The organism is Pseudomonas sp. P1_F7, assembly GCF_056405655.1.
In genome coordinates, this window is sequence record NZ_JBFUBR010000014.1 from 253,128 (window position 1) to 277,448 (window position 24,321).

Genomic DNA, 24,321 nt, shown 5'->3' on the forward strand with positions numbered 1-24,321 from the left:
GTCGGGCAATCCGCCCGCTAAGGATTTTCTAGCATGCCGCGATTGCATCAAGCATTTGCTTTGATTGGATTGCTGTTGCTGGTTCAGGGAGCGGCGGCAGAAAAACTGCGGTTGGTCGCTGATGCCTGGCCCCCCTTTACCGATTCCACGCTCGTCAACGGTGGTTTGGCCACGGATATTGTCAGTACCGCGCTCGCCAGGGCCGGCTATGCCAGTGAGTTTGAACAAGTGCCCTGGGCACGGGCCTTGATGGGCGTGGGTGAGGGCCGCTACGACGTGCTGGTCAATGCCTGGTACAACGACGAGCGTACAAAATTCGGCCAGTTTTCCGGCGAGTACCTGCTCAATCGCGTACGTTTTATCAAGCGCAAAGACGCGGTCATCGAATTCAATGACCTGCAGCAATTGCACACGTATCCGATTGCCATCGTGCGCGGTTACGCCTATTCGCCAGCGTTCGACAACGACGACTCGTTGCAGAAAATCCCGGTGCACAGCTTCGCCATGGCAGTGCGCATGGTCGCTGCCGACCGGGTCAAACTGACGCTGGAAGATGAGTACGTCGCCCGCTACTACCTGGCCCGTGAGTCACCCAAGGTACGTAATGCCGTGGAATTCCTGCCCAAGCCCTTGAGCGAGAACAGCCTGCATATTCTGGTCAGCCTGAAGAACCCCGAGCATGCACGGATCGTAGCCGGTTTCGATCGCGAGATCGCGGCGATGAAGGCGGACGGGAGTTATGACAAGTTGATGAGGCAGCATGGGATGTAAGTGAGTTGATCCAGATTCTGTGCTGTTGCTGATGGCCTCATCGCGATGAGGCCCGCCCGGACACCGCGGGTCTCAATCCTCACTCGTATCCTTGATCAGATGCGCCGCCAACGTCCGCAACGGCCCGAGCTGACGACAAATCAGCGCCAGTTGCGTCTGCACCAGCCGCTGCCCTTCATCGATTTCATCGGGCATCTGTTCCAGTTCATTGGCCAGTGCTTCTTCTTCATCGCTCTGAATCGCAATCGAAGACTTGCTCGCCAGCCCCTGGGCGATTTCGTCGATGCTCGCAGCCAGTTTCACCCCGGCCCCGTCGATCAAATGTTCACGCACGTCCGCCGGCAGTTGGGTTTCCCGATGTGCGCCCAGGCCTGACAGGTAGCTGAGTAGGGTGTGCGACAGCACCAGGAAGCGGAATCCGACATCCGCTTCCTTACGGAAATGCCCCGGCTCCATCAGCATGTTGGCCAGTGTGGTCGACAGCGCCGCGTCGGCGTTGTGCGCGTTGCGGCGGGCCAGGCGGTAGGCCAGGTCGTCGCTTTTGCCCGCAGCGTATTGCTGCATGATCTGGCGCAGGTAAATGCTGTTGCAGGCCAGGGTGTTGGCCAGCACTTTGTTCAGGCGCCGCCCCTGCCAGTCCGGCAGGAACAGGAACACCGCCAGCCCGGCGATCAGGCTGCCGAGCAAGGTATCGAACAACCGTGGCAGGAACAGCCCGTAACCGTCACCCACCTGGTTGAAGCAGAACAGCACCATCAAGGTGATTGCCGCCGTCGCCAGGGTGTAGCGGGTGGTGCGGTTGGTAAAGAACACCACCCCGGCGGCGATGGCGAAACACGACTGGATCAGCGGGTTCGGGAACAGGTCGAACAACGCCCAGGCCAGGGTCAGGCCGATGGCGGTGCCGATGATCCGCTGACCGAGTTTGCGGCGGGTGGCGCCGTAGTTCGGTTGGCAGACGAACAGCGTAGTGAGGATGATCCAGTAGCCTTGGGACGGGTGGATCAAATGCACCATGGCGTAGCCGATGCTCAAGGCCAGGGGCAATCGCAGGGCATGGCGGAACAGCAGCGAGGTCGGCGTCAGCTGCGTGCGCAACCGCAGCCACACGTCCTTGAGGTTGCGCGGCGAGCGGTCGAGCAGGCTGCTGTCGGTGGCGTCGGCCAGGGCGTCAGGGTTACTGGCATCGCTGAGCAAGCGGTCGAGGGTGCCGAGGTTGGCCGCCAGTGCCCGCAGTGAACGCAGCAAACCACGCCAGGCCGGGTTGCTCTGGATGCGCAGGTGTTCGAGAGAGGCATCCAGGTCGCTCAGGGCTTCGGCGAAATTGGCGTCATAGGTGAACGGCTGGCGCATCTGGATCGATTCGGCCAGGGCCCGGCAGGCTTTGCCTTGCTGGCGCAACAGGCGTTGGCAGCGGAACAGCACGTCGCTGTGGAAGAAGGCGTCGGCCAGGGCGTTGTAAGGATAGTGCGATGAGCTGGCGCGTTCGTGGATGTCCTGGGCGAGGAAATACAGTTTCAGGTAGCGGCTGACTTTCGACCCCGGGCGACCGTTGCCGACCCGGTGCAGGATGATCTCTTTGGCGGCGTTCAGTGCCGCCACCACCCGGCCGTTCTGCTGGGCCAATTCCAGGCGCCGCGCTTCCACGTCCATCTGCCGGATCGGTTCGAACAGCGAAGATTTCAGCTTCAGGTAAAAACCCAGCTCGCGGAACAACCGCGCCAGGCTCTGCTGCACTGGCTGATTGGAAAACAGCGCCTGCCACAACACCGAGAGCAGGCCGTACCAGGCGGCACCGGCCACCAGCAGCACCGGCTCGTGCCAGACATCGATGACCGCGCCGCCACGCTGGTCCACGCCGATCATGGTGTAGACCGACAGAATCAACGTCGCCGAGGCGATCGCGCCATAGCGCTCGCCGAGAGCGCCGAGCATGGTCAGGCAGAACGCGGCCAGGGCGAAGGCGATGATAAACAGCGAGGGGTAGGGGAAGAGCAGTTCGACAGACAGGGCGGCAACCGCGAAACACACCAGCGTCACGGCCAGCGCATTGAGACGGCCCTGCCAGCTGTCGTCGGTCTCGGCCAGGGCGCTGGCGATAATCCCCAGGAACAACGGGATCAGCAGGCCCATTTCGTCCTGATACCAACACAGCGCCATGGTGCCGGTCAGGGCAATGAATACCCGCACGCTGTAGCTGAATTTATCCAGCGCCCAAAGGCGCCGCAGAGACTGGCGGAACGAAGTCGATGACATGAAATGCGAAGGCCTTCCGAGGCAATGACGCTAAATTGAGCCACTAATGACGCCGACGCAATGGCGTCGATCACATCAGACAGCAAAATTTGTTCCTTTGAGCATGGGTGATCTGGGTTGGTCACCGGTTTTGTGGCTGGCCGAGAAACCTGTGGGAGCGAGCTTGCTCGCGATGGCKGACTGTCAGTCAACATCTCTGTTGAATGTTATGCCCTCATCGCGAGCAAGCTCGCTCCCACAGGGATTGTGTTGATTTTTGAATCAGACGTACTGCGCGGCGGCGTATCCGGATGCCCACGCCCACTGGAAATTGAACCCGCCCAGATGCCCGGTCACGTCCAGCACTTCGCCGATGAAGTACAGCCCCGGGCTTTTCAGCGATTCCATGGTCTTGGACGACACTTCATTGGTGTTGACGCCGCCCAGGGTCACCTCGGCGGTGCGATAGCCTTCGGTGCCCGCCGGCACGACTTTCCAACTCGCCAGTTTTTCCGCGATATCGGCCAGTTCCGCGTGGGTGTATTGCTTCATCGGTTTGGAGATGAACCAGTTGTCCGCCAGCAGGTTGGCCATCTTCTTGGTGAAGATTTCCCCGAGCAGGGTTTTCAACTCGCTGTTGGGGCGTTCGGCCTGTTGCTGTTGCAGCCAGTTTGGTACGTCGTGGTCGGGCATCAGGTTGATCTCGACGGTATCGCCGGACTCCCAGAACGACGAAATCTGCAAAATCGCCGGGCCGCTGAGGCCGCGGTGGGTGAACAGGATGTTCTCGCGGAAACTCTGGTCGTTGCAGCTCACCAGGCAATCCACCGACGTGCCGGACAACTCGGTGCACAAGGCCTTGAGCTGGTCGGTGATGGTGAACGGCACGAGACCGGCGCGGGTCGGCAGCAGCTCGTGGCCAAACTGCCTGGCGACCTGGTAACCGAAACCGGTGGCGCCCAGGGTGGGGATCGACAGGCCGCCGGTGGCGATTACCAGCGATTCGCACGTTATCTGGTCGAGCGTCGTGTCCAGCAAATAGCCCTTCTCAAGCTTCTCGATGGTCTGGATCGAGGTGTCCAGGTGCAGGCTGACGCCGACCTGATCGCACTCGTTCAGCAGCATTTCCAGGATGTCGCTGGATTTGTTATCGCAGAACAACTGGCCGAGTTTTTTCTCGTGGTACGGCACGCCATGCTTGGCCACCATGCCAATGAAATCCCATTGGGTGTAACGGGCCAGGGCAGATTTGCAGAAGTGCGCATTCTGCGAGAGGAAATTGCCCGGTTCGGTGTACATGTTGGTGAAATTGCAGCGACCACCGCCCGACATCAGGATTTTTTTGCCGGCCTTGTTGGCATGGTCGAGCAGCAACACCTTGCGCCCGCGCCCGGCGGCGGTCAGTGCACACATCAACCCTGCGGCGCCAGCGCCAATGATCACGACTTCGGTAGAGCGCAAAACGGTGTCCTCTCAGTGTTTCACCACAAAAACAATTGTGGGAGCGAGCTTGCTCGCGATGAGGTCGGCACATTCAACATAGTTGTTGTCTGACAGTCCGCCATCGCGAGCAAGCTCGCTCCCACAGGGAAAAGCGTTGTTCTTACAGGATGCGCACGCGCAACGAACGGCCCTTGATCTTGCCGTCGTTCAAGCGCTGCAAGGCCTGCTTGGCAACGCCGCGCTCCACGGCCACGTAGGCCTGGAAGTCGAAAATCGCGATCTTGCCGACCTGGGCGCCGGGGATGCCGGCGTCACCGGTCAGTGCACCCAGAATGTCGCCCGGACGAACCTTGTCTTTACGGCCGGCGCCGATGCACAGGGTGCTCATCTGCGGCAGCAGCGGACCACCACCCTTGGAGGTGAGGTTGTCGACCTGATCCCAGGTCAACGGTGTCTTCTGCAATTGCTCAATGGCTTGTGCGCGCTGTGCTTCGGACGGCGCCACCAGGCTGATCGCGAGGCCTTTCTCACCGGCACGGCCAGTACGGCCGACACGGTGGATATGGATTTCCGAATCACGGGCCAATTCGACGTTGATCACCATGTCCAGCGAGTCAATGTCGAGGCCGCGGGCGGCGACGTCGGTGGCGACCAGTACCGAAGTACTACGGTTGGCGAACATCGCCAATACCTGGTCGCGGTCACGCTGTTCCAGATCGCCGTGCAGGCCGACGGCGGAGATGCCTTTGGCGGTCAGGTGATCGACGGTTTCCTGGACCTGCTGCTTGGTGAAGCAGAAGGCCACGCAGGAAGCCGGGCGGAAGTGGCCAAGCACCTTGGTCACCGCACTCATGCGGTCGTCCGGGGAAATCTCGTAGAAACGCTGCTCGATCTGCGTGTCGTCGTGGAACGCTTCGGCCTTCACTTGCTGCGGGTTACGCATGAACTTCGAGGCCAGCTGCTTGATGCCCACCGGGTAAGTGGCGGAGAACAGCAGGGTCTGGCGACGTTCCGGGGCCTGCATGATGATTTCTTCGATGGAATCGTAGAAACCCATGTCGAGCATGCGGTCGGCTTCGTCGAGGATCAGAGTGTTGAGACCGTGGAGTACCAGCGAACCCTTGCGCAGGTGCTGCTGAATACGGCCTGGGGTGCCGACGATGATGTGCGCGCCATGCTCCAGCGAAGCGATCTGCGGCCCGAGGGACACGCCGCCGCACAGGGTCAGGACCTTGATGTTGTCTTCGGCACGGGCCAGGCGACGGATTTCCTTGGCGACCTGGTCGGCCAGCTCGCGGGTTGGGCACAGGATCAGCGCCTGGCAACCGAAGTAGCGCGGATTGATCGGGTTCAGCAGGCCGATGCCGAAGGCGGCGGTCTTGCCGCTGCCGGTCTTGGCCTGGGCGATCAGGTCCATCCCCTTGAGGATCACCGGCAAGCTTTGCGCCTGGATCGGCGTCATCTGGGCATAACCGAGGGAGTCGAGGTTAGCCAGCATGGCGGCGGACAGCGGCAAAGTATTAAATTCGGTGGCGATGGTGGTCACGGGACTGGCCTGCAAAACAAAATGTCGCGCAGTGTACCAGTCCGATGGCGATTCGCCCTAAGGCTCTATGTGCTGTTCCGGACGTTTAACACGCCGTCCGTCATTCTTTGACAGTTGCGAGAAGATCGTCGCGGCCAGCATCGCCATGATGCCTACCGTCACGAATGTCAGCTGGAAGGCACCCAGAACCGTGTCTACCCCGTCGTTTCCAATCTCCGCCGTGAACCCGCCGAGCAATGCACCGGCGCAGGCCACGCCCAGGCTCAGGGACAATTGCGCGACCACCGACAGCAGGCTGTTGCCGCTGCTGGCGCTGGCATCGTCGAGGTCGATCAGGGTCACAGTGTTCATCGCAGTGAACTGCAAGGAATTGATCGCGCCAAGGATCGCCAGTAGACACAGCAGCAGCCAGTACGGCGTCTGCTCGCTGACCAGGCCCATGCTTGCCAGCATGATCCCCAGCGCCAGGGTGTTGCCGGTGAGCACGATGCGGTAGCCCAAACGCTCGATCAGCGGCCGCGCGACCCACTTTGCGATCATCGCCGCCGCCGCCAGGGGCAGCATGCTCATCCCGGCCTGGGACGGCGAATAGCCCAGCGCCACTTGCAGCAGCAATGGCACCAAAAAGGGCAGGGCGCCGCTGCCGAGGCGGGCGAACAGGTTGCCGAGAATGCCCACGGCAAAGGTCCGGGTCTTGAACAGCGACGGCGCGAATAACGGATTGTCGATATGCCCGGCACGCAGCCAGTACGCCGCCAGGCACGCCATGCCGCCGAACAGCAGCAACATCACCCGCAGGTGCGGCAGGTGCAATTCGCCCAGGCCTTCCATGGCGATGGTGATCAGAATCATCGCCGCGCCAAACAGCACGAAGCCCAGGCTATCGAAACGGGTGCGCTCGGAACCGCGCAGGTCGGGGATGAATTTCCACACGGCGTAGCAACCGACCAGCCCCACCGGCAGGTTGATCAGGAAGATCCAGTGCCAGGTCAGGTATTGCACCATCCAGCCGCCCATGGTCGGGCCGATCAACGGGCCGAGCAGTCCGGGAATGGTGATGAAGCCCATGATCCGCACCAGTTCCGAGCGCGGGTAGGCGCGCAACACCACCAGCCGCCCGACCGGCAACATCAACGCGCCTCCCAGGCCCTGGATCACCCGGGCACCGATTAGCATGGTCAGGCTGCTCGACAGCGCGCAGAGCAGCGAACCGAAGCTGAACAGCAGAATGGCGCTGAAGAAGATCTTTCGGGTGCCGAAGCGATCGGCGATCCAGCCCGAAGCCGGGATCAGCAGCGCGACCGTGAGCATGTAGGCGATGATCACACCCTGCATGCGCAATGGGTCTTCGGCCAGGTCCCGGGCCATGGCCGGCAGGGCAGTGTTGAGAATCGTCCCGTCGAGGGACTGCATGAAGAAGGCAATGGCGACGACCCAGGGTATCCAGCGGGCGGTTACAGCGTCGAGAGGCGGGCGGTTGGGCATGGGACCTCTTGTGGATGAAGTCAACTCAAAATACTTTGTGATCACAGTCTGTGTGGGAGCGAGCTTGCTCGCGATAGCGGTAGATCAGTCGACACTGATGTTGAATGAAATGGCCCTATCGCGAGCAAGCTCGCTCCCACAAGGTTCCCGGTGTTCCGGGAGTTTGTGGTTACAGCGTTAATGTGAGCCGTTTTACGAGTGCCCCCGGCAACAACGCCGAAGCCGTCGCCCGCTGGCTGTACGTACTCGCCGACAACAACAACTCCCGCTCCTCGGTCAACGCTTCCAGCTGCGAACCGAGCAGGCTGAAGGCGCTGTCATCAAAACGCATGGTGTTGACCGGTGCCTGAATCTCGCCGTTCTCGACCCAGAATGTGGCAAACCGGGTCATGCCGGTCAGGCGTGCGGCCGGTTGGTCCGAGAAATTCAGGTACCACAGGTTGCTGATGTACAACCCTGTGCCCAGTTGCTTGAGGATGTCCGCGTCAGGCAATGCCCCGGCTTTCATGTTCAGCGCGCTCGGCGATTCACCGCCGCTGGCGCCATTGGCGGTCAAGCCGTATTCGGCGGCGCTGCGCGAGCTGACCAGTCGTGCCCCGGCCTTGCCGTCGACGATCAACCCCAGATCGCTGCGCGGATAACCTTCATCGGAAAACGCCGGGCTCAGCGAGCCGCTGACTTTTTCATCCAGCGAGACCAGCGGGCTGAACGCGCTGTCGCCACCGTAGAGCTTTTGCAGCGGGCTGCTTTTGCTGGCAATCGACTGTGCCGAGAAGCCACCCCAGCACAGCATGCCCATGATTTCTTCCAGCGCCGCCGGTGCCAGGTAGGCGCGGTATTGGCCGGGCGGCAAAGTGCGCAGCGGCCGGCCCAGATATTCAAGCTGCTCGCGGGCTAGCTGGAAGCGTCTGGCAAAGCCCTCGCTGTTCCAGTCGTGACCGGCGTAGCTGGCTTTCACGGCCTGGCCGTTCTCGTGGAACAGGCTGAAGTCGAAGTTGAAGCTGTTGGCCTGATGCCAGCCGAAGGCGCCAGAAGAACTGGCAAAGCCACGACTGATCGGGCCCGCAGCGTAGAAACCGACAAGATCCAGGCCTTCGGCGGCCTGGGTGATTTGCGCGACCACCTGCTCAGTGTCCGGCAGCGGTTGCGACTGCACGTTGTTGCTCTGCCAACCGTTGTAGTTGAGCAGCAGATACGGGTCAGGAGGTAGCAGCGGCAAGGTGTCACGCAGCTGTTGCAGACCTTCGCTCAGGCGCTGCGCATCCACCTGCGGATCGCCGGCCAGGGTGATGTGCAGGTCGGCATGGCGGCCTTCGTTGATCAGCTTCAGGCCGATACTTGCCTGTTGCACCTGACCGGCCTGACGCACCTTGGCGTGGTTGAAACGTATGAAGGCCGACGATTCAGCTGCATAGCTGAGGGTGAACTGCTCGGGCTCGCGCAGGGCTGCTCGCAGGCTGTTGACCAGCGCCTTGAACGACGCGGACTGGCTGTTTGAAGGATTCATCATGCGTCTCCTCCGAATACATCAACGTTGCTGAACACGCAGGCCGGTGACGCGTGGCCGACGCGGATCACCTGGTTCGGTTCGCCCTTGCCGCAGTTCGGTGTGCCGAGGACCTTCAAGGTACTGGCATCGCCGACGGCGCTGAGGCTTTTCCAGAACTGCGCGGAGATGCCCCTGTAATTGGGATTCTTCACCACGCCCTTGAGTTCGCCGTTTTCGATCAGTTGGCCCCACTCGCAGCCGAACTGGAATTTATTGCGGGCATCGTCGATCGACCATGAACGGTTGGTCGACATCAGCACGCCGTGTTCGATACCTCCGATCAACTGCTCGATGGACTGATCGCCCGGTTCGATGTTGAGGTTGGCCATGCGGTCGATCGGCGGGCGGTTCCAGCCACAGGCGCGGCTGTTGGCGACACCGTCCATGCCGGCACGGAATTGCGACAACGCACCGCCCAGCGGGCGGAGCAACAGGCCTTCGCGGATCAGGAATTGTTTGCTGGCGGGCGTGCCGTCGTCGTCATGGCCGTAGCTGGCGAGTTCCTCGGGAATGTCCGGGTCGAAGGTCACGTTGAGCAGGCCGGAACCGTATTGCAGGCTGCCGAAATCGCTGGCTTTGACGAAACTGGTGCCGGCGTAATTGCGCTCGTCGCCGAGGATGCGGTCCAGCTCCAGCGGATGGCCGATGGACTCGTGGATTTGCAGCATCATCTGGTCGGGCATCAGCAGCAGGTCACGCTTGCCTTGCGGGGTGTTTGGCGCAAGGAGCAATTGCAGGGCCTGATCGGCCACTTGGGCACCGGCGCCGATCAGGCCACAACGGCTGATGACGTCCGCCGCGCCTTGCTGGCCGAAGTTCTCGCGGCCAAGGCTGCGGGTCTGGCTGTCGTTACCGTCGTAGGCCGTTACGTCCAGGCCGGGGTACACAAAGCGTTGGGCCTGGCGCAGTTCGGCACCGGCGCTATTGAGGTAGATCTGCTCGACGTGGGTGATACCGAGGCTGACCTGCCAGTTCACCAGACGCTCGTCCTTGGGCACGGCGGCCGACTCGCTGCCAAGCAGTTGGTAGCAGTCGCTCAGAGTCGGGAAGGCCTGGTCGAGGTTGGGTGAAAAGTAATCGGCGCGGTCGCTGGATACAGCCTGTTCACGCAGGTCCAGCAAAGCGTGGGGCTTGAGTCGACGGGCCTGGAGTTCGGCGCGTTCGAGGGCGGCTTGCAGGCCTTGTTGCGACAGGTCGTTGGTGGCCGCATAGGCCTCGACGCCATTGACCCGCACGGTCAGCATCGCGCCTTCGTCGCGGCTCAGGCTCGGTGGTTCGGCGACGTTCTTGCGCACCGACAGGTACTGCCCGGATTCGCGCACATAACGCAGGGAAAAGAATTCAGCACCCGTGCGCAAGGCAGCGAATCGCTGCTTGAGCTGGGGATGGAAATCAAACATTCATGAACCTCCTGGGTATGGAGTGGCGATGGAGCGGTGTTGCGAGGGGGGGGGAACGATTGCGTGGCGCTAGATTAGGCCTGCGAAGGGGGGAGGATCAAGTTTGGATCTGTGGAGGGGGGGATTACTGGGAGCTGTGTGTTGTTTGTTCGGGCGCCATCGTCGGAACGCCGCCCGGAGCAAGCTCGCTCCCACAGGGGGCTCGGTTGGATCACAAATCTGCAATCCAACCCGAAACCTGTGGGAGCGAGCTTGCTCGCGATAGGTTCGACGCGGTCTGTCGACTTATGCAGTCTGGCTCAAATCCCGCACCGGCTTGCCCTTCACCGGCGCTTCACCGGCCACATAGTAAGTGGCGGTGCTGCGCGGCAACGGCTTGCGGCCGCGGATCTTGTCGGCGATTTTCTCGGCCATCATGATCGTCGGTGCGTTGAGGTTGCCGGTGGTGATGATCGGCATGATCGACGCATCGACCACACGCAGACCCTGCATGCCATGCACGCGACCTTCGCCATCGACCACGGCCATCTCGTCGGTGCCCATCTTGCACGAGCAGGACGGGTGGAACGCGGTTTCGGCGTGCTCGCGGATGAACTTGTCCAGCTGTTTATCGGTTTGCACTTCGATGCCCGGGCTGATTTCGCGGCCACGGAAGGCGTCCAGCGCAGGTTGCTGCATGATTTCCCGGGTCAGGCGGATGCCGTCGCGGAATTCCTGCCAGTCCTGCTCGGTGGCCATGTAGTTGAACAGGATGCTCGGGTGCTGGCGCGGGTCCTTGGACTTGGCCTGGATGCGACCACGGCTTGGCGAGCGCATGGAGCCCATGTGCGCCTGGAAGCCGTGCTCCTTCACACCGTTGCTGCCGTTGTAGTTAATCGCTACCGGCAGGAAGTGGTACTGGATGTTCGGCCATTCGAATTCCGGACGGGTACGGATGAAACCGCCGGCTTCGAACTGGTTGCTGGCGCCGATGCCGGTGCCGTTGAACAGCCACTCGGCACCGATGGCCGGCTGGTTGTACCAGAGCAGCGACGGATACAGCGAGACCGGTTGGGTGCAAGCGTATTGCAGGTACAGCTCAAGGTGATCCTGCAGGTTTTCACCGACGCCCGGCAGGTCGTGGACCACCGGAATGTCGAGCTTGTTCAGCAGTTCGGCCGGGCCGACGCCGGAGCGTTGCAGGATCTGCGGCGAAGCGATGGCGCCGGAGCATAGCAGTACTTCCTTGCGCGCTTTGACTTCAACGCGCTCTTCAGCCGCGCCAACCAGGTAACGCACGCCGACCGCACGCTTGCCTTCGAACAGGATCTTGTCGGTCAGGGCGTGGGTGACGATGGTCAGGGTCGAACGCTTCTTGGCGACGTCCAGGTACCCGCGAGCGGTGGAGGCACGACGACCTTTAGGCGTCACGGTGCGGTCCATCGGGCCGAAGCCTTCTTGCTGGTAGCCGTTCAAGTCTTCGGTGCGCGGATAACCGGCCTGCACACCGGCTTCAACCATGGCATGGAACAGCGGGTTGTTGCCGGCTTTCGGCGTGGTCACGCTGACCGGGCCTTCACCACCGTGGTAGTCGTTCGGGCCGATGTCGCGGGTTTCCGCTTTACGGAAATACGGCAGGCAGTCGAGGTAGGTCCAGTCTTCCAGGCCTGGCAGTTTCGCCCAGCCGTCGTAGTCCATGGCGTTGCCGCGGATGTAGCACATGCCGTTGATCAGCGAAGAACCGCCCAGGCCCTTGCCGCGACCGCACTCCATGCGACGACCGTCCATGTGTGGCTCCGGATCGGTTTCGTAGGCCCAGTTATAGCGACGGCCTTGCAGCGGGAACGCCAGGGCGGCCGGCATCTGCGTGCGGAAGTCGAAACGGTAGTCCGGGCCGCCCGCTTCGAGCAGCAGGACGGTGACGCCTGCGTCTTCGGTCAGACGGGTCGCCAGGGTGTTACCGGCCGAGCCGGCACCGATGATGATGTAGTCGAATTCTTGGGACATTGAATGCACCCTCTTTGAAGTTGGTCAGGTCAGGCCTTGGTGAGTGCTGCGCACTCGATCGCGAGCAGGCTCGCTCCCACATTGGAATGGGGACTCCTGTGGGAGCGAGCCTGCTCGCGATGACGGCCTCGCAGGCGAAGCGAATGTCGCCTTAGAACACCGAGACGTAATCGCCCAGCTCGACCTGTACCGATTTGATGCGGGTGAAGTTGTTCAGCGAGCTGATGCCGTTCTCGCGGCCGACACCCGACTGCTTGTAGCCGCCAACCGGCATCTTCGCGTCGGACTCGCCCCAGGCGTTGATCCAGCAGATACCGGCTTCCAGCTGATGAATCACGCGGTGGGCGCGGTTCAGGTCCTTGGTGACGATACCGGCGGCCAGGCCGAATTCGGTGTCGTTGGCGCGACGGATCACTTCTTCCTCGGTTTCGTAGGACAGGATCGCCATGACCGGGCCAAAGATTTCTTCACGGACGATGGTCATGTCGTCGGTGCAGTCGGTGAACACGGTTGGAGCCACGAACGCACCTTTGGCGAACTCGCCGTCGGTCAGGCGCTCACCGCCGCACAGCAGGCGGGCACCTTCTTCCTTGCCCTTGGCGATGTAGCCCAGCACGCTTTCCATGTGCGCAAAGCTGACCAGCGGACCGAAGTTGGTGTTTTCGTCTTCCGGGTTGCCGATGCGGATGCGTGCAACGCGCTCAGCGATCTTGGCTTCGAAAGCGGCTTTCAGGTGGGCCGGTACGAACACGCGAGTGCCGTTGGTGCAGACCTGCCCGGAGCTGTAGAAGTTGGCCATCATCGCGGTGTCGGCAGCGCGATCGAGGTCGGCGTCGTCGCAGATGATCAGCGGCGACTTGCCGCCCAGTTCCATGGTCACATCCTTGAGCGAAGAGCTCGAAGCGCTGGCCATGACTTTCTTGCCGGTGTCGGTGCCGCCGGTGAACGAGACTTTCTCGATGCGCGGGTGTTCGGTCAGCCAGGTGCCGACTTCACGGCCGCTGCCGGTCAGAACGTTGAACACGCCGTTTGGCACGCCGGCTTCGGTGTAGATCTCGGCCAGTTTCAGGGTGGTCAGCGAGGTGACTTCACTTGGCTTGAAGATCATCGCGTTACCGGCGGCCAGGGCTGGTGCGGATTTCCACAGGGCAATCTGGATCGGGTAGTTCCACGCGCCGATACCGGCCACGATGCCCAGCGGCTCGCGACGGGTGTAGACGAACGAAGTGGTGCGCAGCGGAATCTGCTCGCCTTCGATGGCCGGGACCAGACCTGCGTAGTACTCCAGTACGTCAGCGCCGGTGACGATGTCGACGTAGCGGGTTTCGGAGTACGACTTGCCGGTGTCCAGGGTTTCCAGGGCGGCCAGTTCGTCGTTGCGCTCGCGCAGGATTTCCACGGCGCGACGCAGGATGCGCGAACGCTCCATGGCGGTCATCGCGGCCCAGATTTTCTGGCCCTTTTCGGCGCTGACCACAGCGCGCTCGACGTCGTCCTTGGTCGCACGTTGTACTTTTGCGAGGACTTCGCCGTTAGCCGGGTTGATGGCTTCGAAAGTGGCGTCGCTGCTGGCGTCACTGTAAGCGCCATCGATGTAGAGTTTTTGCAGTTCGAAACGGGCCATAAAGTCCTCGCAAGAGCATTAAGTGGTTGGCACGGTTCGGTGGTTGAGCGTTTATGTGTGCTCTAACTCACCCGCTTGGCCAGTTGGGTATCCATGTATTCGTAAGCGATCCGTTGTGCCTGCCCGGTGTCGAAAGCATCTCCCGACAGCGCGCCGCGCAACCACAAGCCGTCAATCAACGCTGCCAGGCCCCGGGCGGCGCTGCGCGCATCATTGAGCGGCAGCACGCGGCGGAACTGGCAGCACAGGTTGGAATACAGACGGTGATCGTTGATCCGCTGCAACCTGTGCAAAGACGGCTGGTGCATGCTGGTGGCCCAGAAGGCCAGCCAGGTTTTCATTGCCGGGCCATTGACCTGGCTGGCGTCGAAGTTGCCTTCGATGATCACCTGCAGATGCGCCCGTGGGCTGTCATCTTTCAGCGCCTGTCGGCGCAGGGTGACGTTCTCGCTCAGGACGGTCATCAGGTACCCCATGGTGGCGGCGATCAGGCCATTCTTGTCCTGAAAGTAGTGACTGATGATGCCGTTCGAGACACCGGCCAAACGGGCGATCAGCGCAATGCTGGCGTCCCCCATTCCGACCTGATCGACGGCCTGCAAAGTGGCTTCGATCAATTGCTGGCGGCGGATGGGTTGCATACCGACCTTGGGCATCTTGCACATCTCCTTAGGCCTTCCGGTGGACGTAGGACGGCTACCGGGTTGAAGGCCAGTCTATTTTGTTTTGATTGAACGTTCAATCAACAAAGAATAAGATCTGCGACAAATCGTCGCTGCCTACAGATTTTTCCTACATGTAGCGGCGGAAAAAACGACTTCCGAAACTGCTCGAAACCTACGCGCCGCGGCGCTCCAGGGGTTTCGGGCTTTTTTCGGGCTGTCTTTATATCACCCGCCGGTCGGCTGCCCACTAACCGATTGGTCGGGTAACACGTTTGTCTTGCGTTCTTCTCTCGCACTGCCCGGAGCATCTGTGCCATGAGTTCTGCCTCGCTAATAAAGACCCCACCCGAGAAGGTGACGGTCAACGGTTGGGTGTTCTACACCTCTACCGCGTTGATTCTGTTGTTGACCGCCATTCTGATCATCGCCCCGCAAGAGGCCGGCAGAATGCTGGGTATGGCGCAAGCCTGGTTGTCCCGCAGCTTCGGCTGGTACTACATGGTGGTGATTGCCGCCTATCTGATTTTCGTCGTCGGCCTGGCGTTTTCGTCCTACGGCAAACTCAAGCTCGGCAGCAAGGACGACACCCCGGATTTCAGCTACGGCGCCTGGGCGGGGATGCTGTTCTCCTCGGGTATCGGCATCTCGTTGCTGTACTTCGGCGCGTCGGAGCCGCTGGACCACTACTTCAACCCGCCGGAAGGTGTGGCCGGCAGTAACCTTGCCGCCCGTCAGGCCGTTCAGTTGACATTCCTGCACTGGGGCCTGCACGGCTGGGCGATTTACGCATTGGTCGGTCTGGCCGTTGCCTACTTTGCTTACCGGCATAACCAGCCGCTGGCGTTGCGTTCGGCGTTGTATCCGCTGGTGGGCGAGCGTTGGGTCAAAGGCGCGGCCGGTCATGCGGTAGACGGCTTTGGCATGTTCGTGACCCTGCTGGGTCTGGTGACCAACCTGGGGATTGGTTCGCTGCAAGTGTCGTCGGGCCTGGAAAACCTGTTCGGCATGGAGCACAGCAACACCAACCTGCTGATCGTGATCATCGTGATGAGCACCGTGGCGACCATCGCTGCCGTGTCGGGCGTGGAAAACGGCATCCGTCGTCTGTCCAACCTCAACATCGTGCTGTTCAGCGGCCTGCTGATTTTCGTCCTGTTGTTCGGCCCGACCCTGCACCTGCTCAACGGCTTCGTGCAGAACGTCGGCGACTACCTGAACGGCGTGGTGCTGAAGACTTTCGACCTCTATGTGTACGAAGGCGACAGTGAGAAGTCCGACCGCTGGTTGGGCCTGTGGACCCTGTTCTACTGGGCTTGGTGGATTTCCTGGGCGCCATTCGTGGGCATGTTCATCGCGCGTATTTCCCGTGGTCGTACCGTGCGCGAACTGGTCGCCGGCGTGCTGCTGATTCCGCTGGGCTTCACCCTGGCGTGGCTGTCGATCTTCGGTAACTCGGCCCTGGACCTGGTGATGAACCACGGGGCGGTAGAACTCGGGAAGACGGCGCTGGAACAGCCGTCCATGGCGATCTACCAGTTGCTTGAGCATTACCCGGCGTCGAAGGTTGTGATCGGCGTATCGATTTTTGTCGGTTTCGTGCTGTTCCTGACCCCGGCGGATTCCGGCGCGGTGATGATGGCCAACCTGTCGTGCAAGGGCGGCACCGTCGATGAAGACGCGCCGCACTGGTTGCGGATTTTCTGGTCGGCGGTGATCACCCTGGTGACCATCGGCCTGCTGTTCGCCGGCAACTTCGAAGCCATGCAAACCATGGTGGTGCTGGCCGGTCTGCCGTTCTCGGTGGTGCTGGTGTTCTTCATGTTCGGCTTGCACAAGGCCATGCGCCAGGATGTGCAGATCGAACAGGAACAAGCCGAGTTGGCGGCACGCGGTCGTCGTGGTTTCAGCGAGCGCTTGACCCAACTGGACCTGCAACCGAGTCAGTCGATCGTGCAGCGTTTCATGGACAAGCACGTCAGCCCGGCGCTGGAAGATGCGACGGTGCAAATGCGTGCTCAAGGTCTGCAAGTGCAAACGCTGCTGGGCAAGTCCAAGCGTTGCATGGGCGTGCGGGTCGAGATGGAAGAGGGCAACCCTTTCGTCTACGAAGTGAGCCTGGACGGTTACCTGGCCACGCCGACCGAATCGGCTCAGTCCGATGAGGCGCGTCAGCGTTACTACCGCGCCGAGGTGTACCTGCACAACGGCAGCCAGGACTACGACTTGATGGGCTTCACCCAGGATCAGATCACCCGTGACGTGCTCGATCAGTTTGAAAGCCATCGGCAGCTCCTTGGCCGGGTTTATAGCTAAGAGGTGAGGGGCGCGGTGTTTCAGTTGCACCGCGTCGCTGCTTGAAAAGATCGCAGCCTTCGGCAGCTCCTACGCCGAACGCATTCCCCTGTAGGAGCTGCCGAAGGCTGCGATCTTTTGATCTTCTACAAACAAAAACGCCGCGATTCTATCGCGGCGTTTTTGCATCTGTTGCCTTACCCCAGGTTCTTGCCGAGCAGTGCGTGATACAGCTCACTGTCGCCGAGAATCCCCACCACCTTGTTGTTGTCATGCAGCACCAGCTTGTTGCCGGTCTGATAACGAATCTGCAACGCGTCGCGCATGCCGATGTTCGAGTCCACCAGGGTTGGTCGACGACCCAGGCCTTCAACGGCCTGACCCGGTATCCAGTTCTGCAAGTCCAGCGCAGACCCGTTCTGGCGAGCTCCTTTGATGGTATTGCCTTCGGCCAGGTCCAGCCACGAATCGCCGCCCGGATCCAGGCACACCGAACCGTTGATGCGTTTGCAGTTGTCCAGGGTGCGCATCAGGCTGCGACCGCACAGTACGTTCAGCGGGTTGGTGTGGGCCACGAAGGTCCGCACGTAGTCGTCCGCAGGGTTGAGGACGATTTCTTCCGGTTTGCTGTACTGGATGATCCGGCCGTCTTTCATGATCGCGATACGGCTGCCGAGTTTCAGCGCTTCATCAAGGTCGTGGCTCACGAAGACGATGGTCTTGTGCAGCTTGCGTTGCAGTTCCAGCAGTTCGTCTTGCAGGCCCTGGCGGATCAGCGGGTCGAGGGCCGAGAACGGTTCGTCCATCAGCAGAATGTCGGCGTCCATTGCCAGGGCACGGGCCAGGCCAACACGTTGCTGCATACCACCGGACAGCTCGTTGGGTTTCTTGTTGCGCCACTGGGTCAGGCCAACCAGCTCAAGCTTGTCGTCCACCAGTTTGCGCCGTTCTTTCTCGGGACGACCCTGCATCTCCAGGCCGAAGCTGATGTTTTCGCGAACGGTCAACCAGGGCATCAGGGCGAACTTCTGGAACACCATCGCGATACGCTTGGTGCGCATCATTTTCAGTTCTGCCGGCGTGCACGAGGCAATGTCGATCTGCTTGCCTTCGTGCTCGACGAACAACTTGCCGCGGCTGACGGTGTTGAGGCCGTTGATGCAGCGCAGCAGGCTGGACTTGCCGGAGCCGGACAGACCCATCAGTACGCAGATTTCACCTTTTTCGATATCCAGGCTGGCCTTTTCGACCCCCACGATCTGCCCGGTCTTTTTCAGGATCTCGTTACGGGTCATGCCTTGATCCAGCAGCTTGAGTGCCTCGCGTGGATCCTTGGAGAAGATAACGTCAACGTTATCGAAGCGAATAATGCTCATGCGTCACCCCCTACTTTGGCGTCGGGTTGTTTGCAGATACGGTCGAGCATGATCGCCAGCAGTACGATCGCCAGGCCAGCTTCGAAGCCCAGGGCGATATCAGCAGTGTTCAGTGCGTTGACCACCGGTTTGCCCAGGCCATCGGCGCCCACCAGTGCCGCGATCACCACCATCGAAAGGGACAACATGATGCACTGGGTGATGCCGGCCGCGATGCTTGGCATGGCGTGGGGCAGTTCGATTCGCGAGAGCAGCTGACGTCGCGAGCAGCCAAAGGCCTTGCCGGCGTCCATCAATTCTTCCGGAACATCGCGGATACCCAGGTAGGTCAGGCGGATAGGCGCGGCAATCGCGAACACCACCGTGGAGATCAGGCCCGGGACCACACCCAGCCCGAAGAGGGTGAGGGTAGGAATGAGGTACACGAAGGTCGGTACGGTCTGCATCAGATCGAGTACCGGACGCATTAAAGTATAGAACATCGGCTTGTGCGCGGCGACGATGCCCAGCGGCACGCCGATGACCACGCAGACCAGGGTGGCGAACAGCACCTGGGCGAGGGTTTCCATGGTTTCCTGCCAGTACCCCAGATTGAGGATCAGCAGAAAGGAGGCAACGACAAACGCGGTCAGACCCCATTTGCGTTGAATGAAGTGTGCCAGTAGTGCGATTAGGCCGATCAGTGCCAGCGGGTTGAACCAGGTCAGCGCAAACGTCACGCCGTGGATCATCGTTTCCAGTGTCACGGCGATTGCGTCGAAGGTGCTGGCGCCGTGTTGCGTCAACCATTCAACGAAGCTCGCGATGTACTGGCCTAAGGGGATTTTCTGATCAATCAGCATGGTAGTGAACGTCCGCATGCAAGGAAATAAAACAGCCTGGCGGCCGAAGCCGCCCGGCATAACCGGTTTTCTTTATTTCAAGGGCCCGGCCAGTTTGGCTTTCACGGCCTCCAGGCCTGGTTTACCGTCAATGGTGGTCACGCCAGCGAGCCAGGTATCGAGCACCTGTGGATTGTTTTTCAGCCAGGCCTTGGCGGCCGCGTCAGGTTTCATCTTGTCATCCAGGATGTTGCCCATCAGCGAGCTTTCCATGTCGACGGTGAACTCCAGGTTCTTCAGCAACTGGCCGACGTTGCTGCACTCCTGCGCATAACCCTTGCGGGTGTTGGTCGCCACGGTGGCGGCACCGAAGTCCGGGCCGAAGAAATCATCACCACCGGTCAGGTATTGAATCTTGAAGCGCTTGTTCATCGGGTGCGGCGCCCAGCCGAGGAATACCACGGCGGTGTCGCGTTTCTGTGCACGGTCCACCTGCGACAGCATGCCGGCTTCGGAGGATTCGACGACTTTGAAACCGGCGGTCTTCAGGCCGAAGGCATCCTTGTCGATCATGCTCTGGATCAGACGATTGCCGTCGTTGCCAGGCTCGATGCCGTAGATCTTGCCGTCGAGCTCTTTCTTGAATTTGGCGATGTCGGCGAAGTCATGCAGCCCCTTGTCGTACAGCGCTTGCGGGACGGCGAGGGTGTACTTGGCGCCCTTGAGGTTGGTACGCACGGTTTCCACGGTGCCGGCATCTCGGTAGGCCTTGATGTCGTTTTCCATGGTCGGCATCCAGTTGCCCAGGAACACGTCCATGTTCTTGCCGTCGGCCAGGGACTTGTAGGTCACAGGCACGGAAATCATGGTGGTCTTGGTCTTGTAGCCGAGGGCGTTAAGTACAACGCTGGTGGTCGCGGTTGTCGCGGTAATGTCGGTCCAGCCGACATCGGAGAAGTTTACGGTACTGCATTGCGCCGGTTCTGCGGCTTGCGCCAGAACCGGCAGACTAAGCATGGCGGCCAACAACAACGACGGGGAACCTTTCATGGATGGACTCCTTGGTGTTTTTTTTGGCAGTGTTCCGACTGGACCACCGCACTTATAGGTTGCGGTTGGATGGCGTTTTGGAGACAGCTCTACCACGGCGCCTTGCAATCGAGTCGATATGATCATGTACCAGTGAAAATCTGACGCCTACAGGGTGCGTCGTATCCAGTACAGGGATGGTCGCATCCAGTGTCGGTGACGTCGTTTACAGATTTTTTCAGCCCATTTTCCCCCTCTGAACCGCAAAAAAACGGCGAAAACACGGCGTAAAAGACACGCGGCGCTGGTGGGCATGAGTGCGTCGGTTAGAGACGTCGAACAACTGGATAAAAGCTTGATGATGCGGTCATCTCGGCGGATTGCAGCTTGAGCGTAGCAGCTCCGTCACCGTGCGTTTTTGCGTGCGCAGTGGGCCCATCCAGGAGTTCGGCAGTAATGGCTATCAGTGTTTTCGACCTGTTCAAAATCGGCATCGGCCCTTCCAGTTCACACACCGTGGGGCCCATGCGGGCGGCGGCGTTGTTTGTGCAGGGCTTGCGTGAGCGCGGGCTGCTTGAGCAGGTACGGCGTGTCGAAGTCCAGCTGTTCGGCTCGTTGTCGGCCACCGGTATCGGCCACGGCAGCGACAATGCCGTGATCATGGGGCTGATGGGCGAGTGGCCGGATGCGATCGATCCGTCGCAAATCGGCATTCGTATCGCCACCCTGCGTGAGACCGATACGTTGCTGCTCGACAGTCGCTTGCCGGTGCCCTTCATCTGGGCCCGGGACATGCGCCTGATCGACGAGAACCTGCCATTCCACCCCAACGCCATGACCCTGATTGTCGAGGGTGATGACGGCGAGTTGCATCGCGACACCTACTATTCGGTCGGCGGCGGTTTTGTCGTCGATGAGGCTCAGGCCTCCAGCGGTGTCGTCGACCTCGACCGCACCGTGTTGCCATATGACTTTTCCAGTGCGGCCGAGCTGCTGGAGCTGTGTAAAAAGCACAAGCTGCGCGTGGCTGAATTAATGATGGCTAACGAGAGGGTGTGGCGCAGCGAGGACGAAATCCGCAGCGGCCTGATGAAACTCTGGCAAGCCATGCAGGATTGCGTTGAACAGGGCCTGAAACACGAAGGCATCCTGCCCGGCGGGCTGAACGTGCGCCGCCGTGCGGCCAAGCTGCATCGCAGCCTGCAGGAACTGAACAAACCCAACGTGATCGGCTCGACCTTGAGCGCCATGGAATGGGTCAACCTGTTCGCCCTGGCGGTCAACGAAGAAAACGCCGCCGGCGGGCGTATGGTCACGGCACCGACCAACGGCGCGGCGGGGATCATTCCGGCGGTGTTGCATTACTTCATGAAGTTCAGCGAAGCGGTGACCGACGCCAATGTCGTGGATTACTTCCTCGGTGCGGCGGCAGTGGGAATCCTGTGCAAGAAGAACGCCTCGATCTCCGGTGCCGAAGTCGGCTGCCAGGGCGAAGTCGGTTCGGCCTGCGCGATGGCGGCAGCCGGGTTGGCTGAAATCCTTGGTGCCACGCCAGAGCAACTGTGCAATGCGGCGGAGATCGGTCTGGAACACAACCTCGGCCTGACCTGCGACCCGGTGGGTGGACTGGTTCAGGTGCCGTGCATCGAGCGCAACGCGATTGCCGCGGTGAAGGCGATCAACGCCGCGCAAATGGCATTGCGGGGCGATGGTCAGCACTTTATTTCGCTGGATCGGGTGATCCGCACCATGCGTGATACCGGTGCGGATATGCATGACAAATATAAGGAGACATCGCGGGGTGGGTTGGCGGTGAGTGCGGTGGAGTGCTGAGACCGCGTCGACCCCATCGCGAGCAAGCTCGCTCCCACAGGATTCGGTGTGGATTGGAGAAGTGAGACACACCATAAATCCCTGTGGGAGCGAGCTTGCTCGCGATAGCTTCAGACCAGTCAAAACTGCGCACTAAGTGAACACCAGCTCAAAAGCGCGCCACCTTTTAGAGCGTCGCTTACAGATAAATTGTCTTGCCACTGATCGAGGGCCAACCAGCCTTCGACCGCCCGTCGCCCGTGCCTGCGGTGACACTCTTTCCCGGCCGCTCGTAGCCCTGTTCCCACAAGTGCTACCGAATTGCTCACAGCTTGTGGGCCGGGGCGCTTGCCAGCCCTGATGGCCATTTAAATCCCCACGCCTTGCGAGACATATATAGACACATTCCGACGTCGTTTTTAGGAGTTATTGAACGCGCATTCAAATTTAGGCATGGCAATTGCTCTGTCATTACAAAGCCCGTCTCCCACGCGAGAACGATGGCGATAAAAAGAGCCTCCGCCTGAGGCCATCACCCGCTTTGTGTGAGGAGATACCGCGATGACGACGTTCAACTCCGGGGCCCAACCCCAGAACCGTGCGCCTCAATCCATCGGCTTTCTGCTGCTGGACAATTTCACGCTGATTTCTCTGGCCTCCGCAGTGGAACCCCTGCGCATGGCCAACCAATTGTCCGGTCGCGAGCTGTATCGCTGGACCACCCTCACCGTCGATGGCGGCCAGGTCTGGGCCAGTGACGGCCTGCAGATCACCCCCGACGCGTCCATGCACAAAGCCCCGCCAATGGACACTGTCATCGTCTGCGGCGGTATCGGTATTCAGCGCACTGTTACCCGCGAACACGTGTCATGGCTGCAAAGCCAGGCCCGCCAGTCCCGCCGCCTCGGCGCGGTGTGCACCGGCAGCTGGGCTCTGGCCTGCGCCGGCCTGCTCGACGGTTTCGATTGCAGCGTGCACTGGGAATGCCTGGCGGCGATGCAGGAAGCTTTCCCGCGTGTAGCGATGAGCACCCGCTTGTTCACCCTCGACCGTAACCGTTTCACCAGCTCCGGCGGCACTGCGCCGCTGGACATGATGCTGCACCTGATCAGCCGTGATCACGGCCGTGAACTGTCGGCGGCCATTTCGGAAATGTTCGTCTACGAGCGCATCCGCAACGAACAGGATCACCAGCGTGTGCCGCTCAAGCACATGCTCGGCACCAACCAGCCGAAGTTGCAAGAAATCGTCGCGTTGATGGAGGCCAACCTCGAAGAGCCGATCGACCTCGACGAGCTGGCGGTGTATGTCGCGGTATCCCGTCGTCAGCTCGAACGCCTGTTCCAGAAATACCTGCACTGTTCGCCGTCGCGTTATTACCTCAAGCTGCGCTTGATCCGCGCGCGCCAGCTGCTCAAGCAAACGCCGATGTCGATCATCGAAGTGGCGTCGGTCTGTGGCTTCGTGTCCACGCCGCACTTCTCCAAGTGCTACCGCGAATATTTCGGCATTCCGCCGCGTGACGAGCGCGTAGGGTCCAACACCACCCAGCAAGTGGCGATGATGCCGCTGCCGCAAGCGCTGGTGCTGTCGCCGTTGTCCGGGCCGTTGTCGGCGCTGAGCCAGGCGCGTAATGAGTCGACTTTCGCTAGCGTAAGGCTTTAAGCCGAGAAGCCATTAAAAGATCGCAGCCTTCGGCAGCTCCTACAGGGAACGTGTTTCAACTGTAGGAGCTGCCGAAGGCTGCGATCTTTTGATTCTCTGTCAGCCGCGATGGCTTTGCTGATACTCCGACAACGCCGGCAGCAATTGTTTGTCGATGGCCTGGCGCACTGCCGGCAGGATCGTCGCGCTGCTGGTGTACATCTCCTTGACCATCTTGCGAAGCTCATACGCCCGAGCATCGTCCAGGCCCCTTACCACGCACTCGCAAGCCTGCTCGGCAGTGGCTCCACTGGGCACGTTGAATCCCAACGACTTGAGCTGGCCCAACAGGTCTTCCTGGTCTATCAAATCGGCGTGCATCATGACGCAATCCTTCTTCAGGGAACGGTGTCGTGGTTCGATTCTGGTGGGGGTGCCGGGTGTCGGCAAGGACGATTTGTCGCAATGGCAGCATTGGCTATGAACAGGTCGTTTTCGGGCAACTTACCGGCCAAAGGAGGGGGCACACTGGACTCAGCTCGCTTCACGAAGGTTTGGTCACCCTCGCACGGCAGCTCCTCAACAGTACCCTCTGCCTCGATCCTGTCACGGCTTGATCGGGGCTTTTTTTTCGTTTGAAAAG

The 24,321-nt window shown here is 60.7% G+C and carries 17 protein-coding genes; 4 read left to right on the forward strand and 13 right to left on the reverse strand.

The annotated features are described in order from the left end of the window. The first annotated feature begins 33 nt into the window (after positions 1–33). Positions 34–771, forward strand: a complete 738-nt coding sequence (locus tag AC1D1M_RS22190; RefSeq protein ID WP_477777260.1) for a substrate-binding periplasmic protein — start codon at positions 34–36, stop codon at positions 769–771. 72 nt (positions 772–843) lie between these two features. On the opposite strand, the gene yccS is transcribed toward AC1D1M_RS22190, so the two are convergent. The 9 genes from yccS to betI form a co-directional block, all read right to left on the reverse strand. After that, the gene (gene yccS, locus AC1D1M_RS22195) at positions 844–3,027 is read right to left on the reverse strand and encodes a YccS family putative transporter (protein ID WP_477777261.1); all 2,184 of its coding nucleotides are present in this window, start codon (positions 3,025–3,027) and stop codon (positions 844–846) included. Positions 3,028–3,288: 261 nt separating this feature from the next. After that, entirely contained in the window at positions 3,289–4,467 is a 1,179-nt protein-coding gene (locus AC1D1M_RS22200; RefSeq protein ID WP_477777262.1) for a BaiN/RdsA family NAD(P)/FAD-dependent oxidoreductase, read from the reverse strand. A 142-nt stretch (positions 4,468–4,609) separates the two neighbouring features. After that, a complete protein-coding gene (gene dbpA / locus AC1D1M_RS22205) occupies positions 4,610–5,947 on the reverse strand; it encodes an ATP-dependent RNA helicase DbpA (RefSeq protein WP_477777325.1) in 1,338 nt (445 codons plus the stop codon). Between the two features lie 105 nt (positions 5,948–6,052). Then, the gene (mdtD, locus tag AC1D1M_RS22210) at positions 6,053–7,480 is read right to left on the reverse strand and encodes a multidrug transporter subunit MdtD (RefSeq protein WP_477777263.1); all 1,428 of its coding nucleotides are present in this window, start codon (positions 7,478–7,480) and stop codon (positions 6,053–6,055) included. A 169-nt stretch (positions 7,481–7,649) separates the two neighbouring features. Beyond that, the gene (locus AC1D1M_RS22215) at positions 7,650–8,987 is read right to left on the reverse strand and encodes a TldD/PmbA family protein (RefSeq protein WP_477777326.1); all 1,338 of its coding nucleotides are present in this window, start codon (positions 8,985–8,987) and stop codon (positions 7,650–7,652) included. Further along, positions 8,987–10,429, reverse strand: a complete 1,443-nt coding sequence (locus tag AC1D1M_RS22220) for a TldD/PmbA family protein (protein WP_477777264.1) — start codon at positions 10,427–10,429, stop codon at positions 8,987–8,989. The genes AC1D1M_RS22215 and AC1D1M_RS22220 overlap by 1 nt, the downstream gene beginning before the upstream one ends. Positions 10,430–10,714: 285 nt before the next feature. Continuing rightward, a complete protein-coding gene (betA, locus tag AC1D1M_RS22225) occupies positions 10,715–12,415 on the reverse strand; it encodes a choline dehydrogenase (RefSeq protein WP_477777265.1) in 1,701 nt (566 codons plus the stop codon). A gap of 151 nt (positions 12,416–12,566) precedes the next feature. Next, on the reverse strand, positions 12,567–14,039 hold the full coding sequence (gene betB / locus AC1D1M_RS22230) for a betaine-aldehyde dehydrogenase (protein ID WP_477777266.1): 1,473 nt from the start codon (positions 14,037–14,039) through the stop codon (positions 12,567–12,569). 62 nt (positions 14,040–14,101) lie between these two features. Next, positions 14,102–14,695 (reverse strand): transcriptional regulator BetI, encoded by a 594-nt coding sequence (betI, locus tag AC1D1M_RS22235; protein WP_477777267.1) that lies wholly within the window; start codon positions 14,693–14,695, stop codon positions 14,102–14,104. A 381-nt stretch (positions 14,696–15,076) separates the two neighbouring features. Between betI and AC1D1M_RS22240 the strand changes: the two genes are divergently transcribed. Beyond that, positions 15,077–17,017: a BCCT family transporter gene (locus tag AC1D1M_RS22240; RefSeq protein ID WP_477777327.1), complete on the forward strand. Its 1,941-nt coding sequence runs from the start codon at positions 15,077–15,079 to the stop codon at positions 17,015–17,017. A gap of 176 nt (positions 17,018–17,193) precedes the next feature. Here AC1D1M_RS22240 and choV read toward each other — a convergent pair whose 3' ends face one another. The 3 genes from choV to AC1D1M_RS22255 form a co-directional block, all read right to left on the reverse strand. After that, the gene (choV, locus tag AC1D1M_RS22245; RefSeq protein WP_477777268.1) at positions 17,194–18,372 is read right to left on the reverse strand and encodes a choline ABC transporter ATP-binding protein; all 1,179 of its coding nucleotides are present in this window, start codon (positions 18,370–18,372) and stop codon (positions 17,194–17,196) included. Further along, positions 18,369–19,214, reverse strand: a complete 846-nt coding sequence (gene choW / locus AC1D1M_RS22250; RefSeq protein ID WP_110662211.1) for a choline ABC transporter permease subunit — start codon at positions 19,212–19,214, stop codon at positions 18,369–18,371. Before choW ends, choV begins: the two co-directional genes overlap by 4 nt. Before the next feature lie 72 nt (positions 19,215–19,286). Then, positions 19,287–20,243: a choline ABC transporter substrate-binding protein gene (locus tag AC1D1M_RS22255; protein WP_477777269.1), complete on the reverse strand. Its 957-nt coding sequence runs from the start codon at positions 20,241–20,243 to the stop codon at positions 19,287–19,289. A gap of 435 nt (positions 20,244–20,678) precedes the next feature. On the opposite strand from AC1D1M_RS22255, the gene AC1D1M_RS22260 reads away from it, so the two are divergent. Then, on the forward strand, positions 20,679–22,055 hold the full coding sequence (locus AC1D1M_RS22260) for an L-serine ammonia-lyase (protein WP_477777270.1): 1,377 nt from the start codon (positions 20,679–20,681) through the stop codon (positions 22,053–22,055). A gap of 540 nt (positions 22,056–22,595) precedes the next feature. Continuing rightward, complete coding sequence (gbdR, locus tag AC1D1M_RS22265; RefSeq protein WP_007975492.1) at positions 22,596–23,699, forward strand: choline metabolism transcriptional regulator GbdR; 1,104 nt, start codon at positions 22,596–22,598, stop codon at positions 23,697–23,699. A gap of 99 nt (positions 23,700–23,798) precedes the next feature. Here gbdR and AC1D1M_RS22270 read toward each other — a convergent pair whose 3' ends face one another. Next, the gene (locus AC1D1M_RS22270) at positions 23,799–24,062 is read right to left on the reverse strand and encodes a hypothetical protein (RefSeq protein ID WP_223456790.1); all 264 of its coding nucleotides are present in this window, start codon (positions 24,060–24,062) and stop codon (positions 23,799–23,801) included. Between the last annotated feature and the right edge of the window lie 259 nt (positions 24,063–24,321).

What these genes read in the sequence shown, in the direction of transcription:
- AC1D1M_RS22270 (WP_223456790.1), bottom strand. Translation starts at nt 24,062, where the DNA reads ATGATGCACGCCGATTTGATAGACCAGGAAGACCTGTTGGGCCAGCTC.
- choW (WP_110662211.1), bottom strand. Translation starts at nt 19,214, where the DNA reads ATGCTGATTGATCAGAAAATCCCCTTAGGCCAGTACATCGCGAGCTTC.
- yccS (WP_477777261.1), bottom strand. Translation starts at nt 3,027, where the DNA reads ATGTCATCGACTTCGTTCCGCCAGTCTCTGCGGCGCCTTTGGGCGCTG.
- AC1D1M_RS22190 (WP_477777260.1), top strand. Translation starts at nt 34, where the DNA reads ATGCCGCGATTGCATCAAGCATTTGCTTTGATTGGATTGCTGTTGCTG.
- dbpA (WP_477777325.1), bottom strand. Translation starts at nt 5,947, where the DNA reads ATGCTGGCTAACCTCGACTCCCTCGGTTATGCCCAGATGACGCCGATC.
- AC1D1M_RS22255 (WP_477777269.1), bottom strand. Translation starts at nt 20,243, where the DNA reads ATGAAAGGTTCCCCGTCGTTGTTGTTGGCCGCCATGCTTAGTCTGCCG.
- betI (WP_477777267.1), bottom strand. Translation starts at nt 14,695, where the DNA reads ATGCCCAAGGTCGGTATGCAACCCATCCGCCGCCAGCAATTGATCGAA.
- AC1D1M_RS22260 (WP_477777270.1), top strand. Translation starts at nt 20,679, where the DNA reads ATGGCTATCAGTGTTTTCGACCTGTTCAAAATCGGCATCGGCCCTTCC.
- choV (WP_477777268.1), bottom strand. Translation starts at nt 18,372, where the DNA reads ATGAGCATTATTCGCTTCGATAACGTTGACGTTATCTTCTCCAAGGAT.
- betA (WP_477777265.1), bottom strand. Translation starts at nt 12,415, where the DNA reads ATGTCCCAAGAATTCGACTACATCATCATCGGTGCCGGCTCGGCCGGT.
- betB (WP_477777266.1), bottom strand. Translation starts at nt 14,039, where the DNA reads ATGGCCCGTTTCGAACTGCAAAAACTCTACATCGATGGCGCTTACAGT.
- AC1D1M_RS22220 (WP_477777264.1), bottom strand. Translation starts at nt 10,429, where the DNA reads ATGTTTGATTTCCATCCCCAGCTCAAGCAGCGATTCGCTGCCTTGCGC.
- gbdR (WP_007975492.1), top strand. Translation starts at nt 22,596, where the DNA reads ATGACGACGTTCAACTCCGGGGCCCAACCCCAGAACCGTGCGCCTCAA.
- AC1D1M_RS22215 (WP_477777326.1), bottom strand. Translation starts at nt 8,987, where the DNA reads ATGAATCCTTCAAACAGCCAGTCCGCGTCGTTCAAGGCGCTGGTCAAC.
- mdtD (WP_477777263.1), bottom strand. Translation starts at nt 7,480, where the DNA reads ATGCCCAACCGCCCGCCTCTCGACGCTGTAACCGCCCGCTGGATACCC.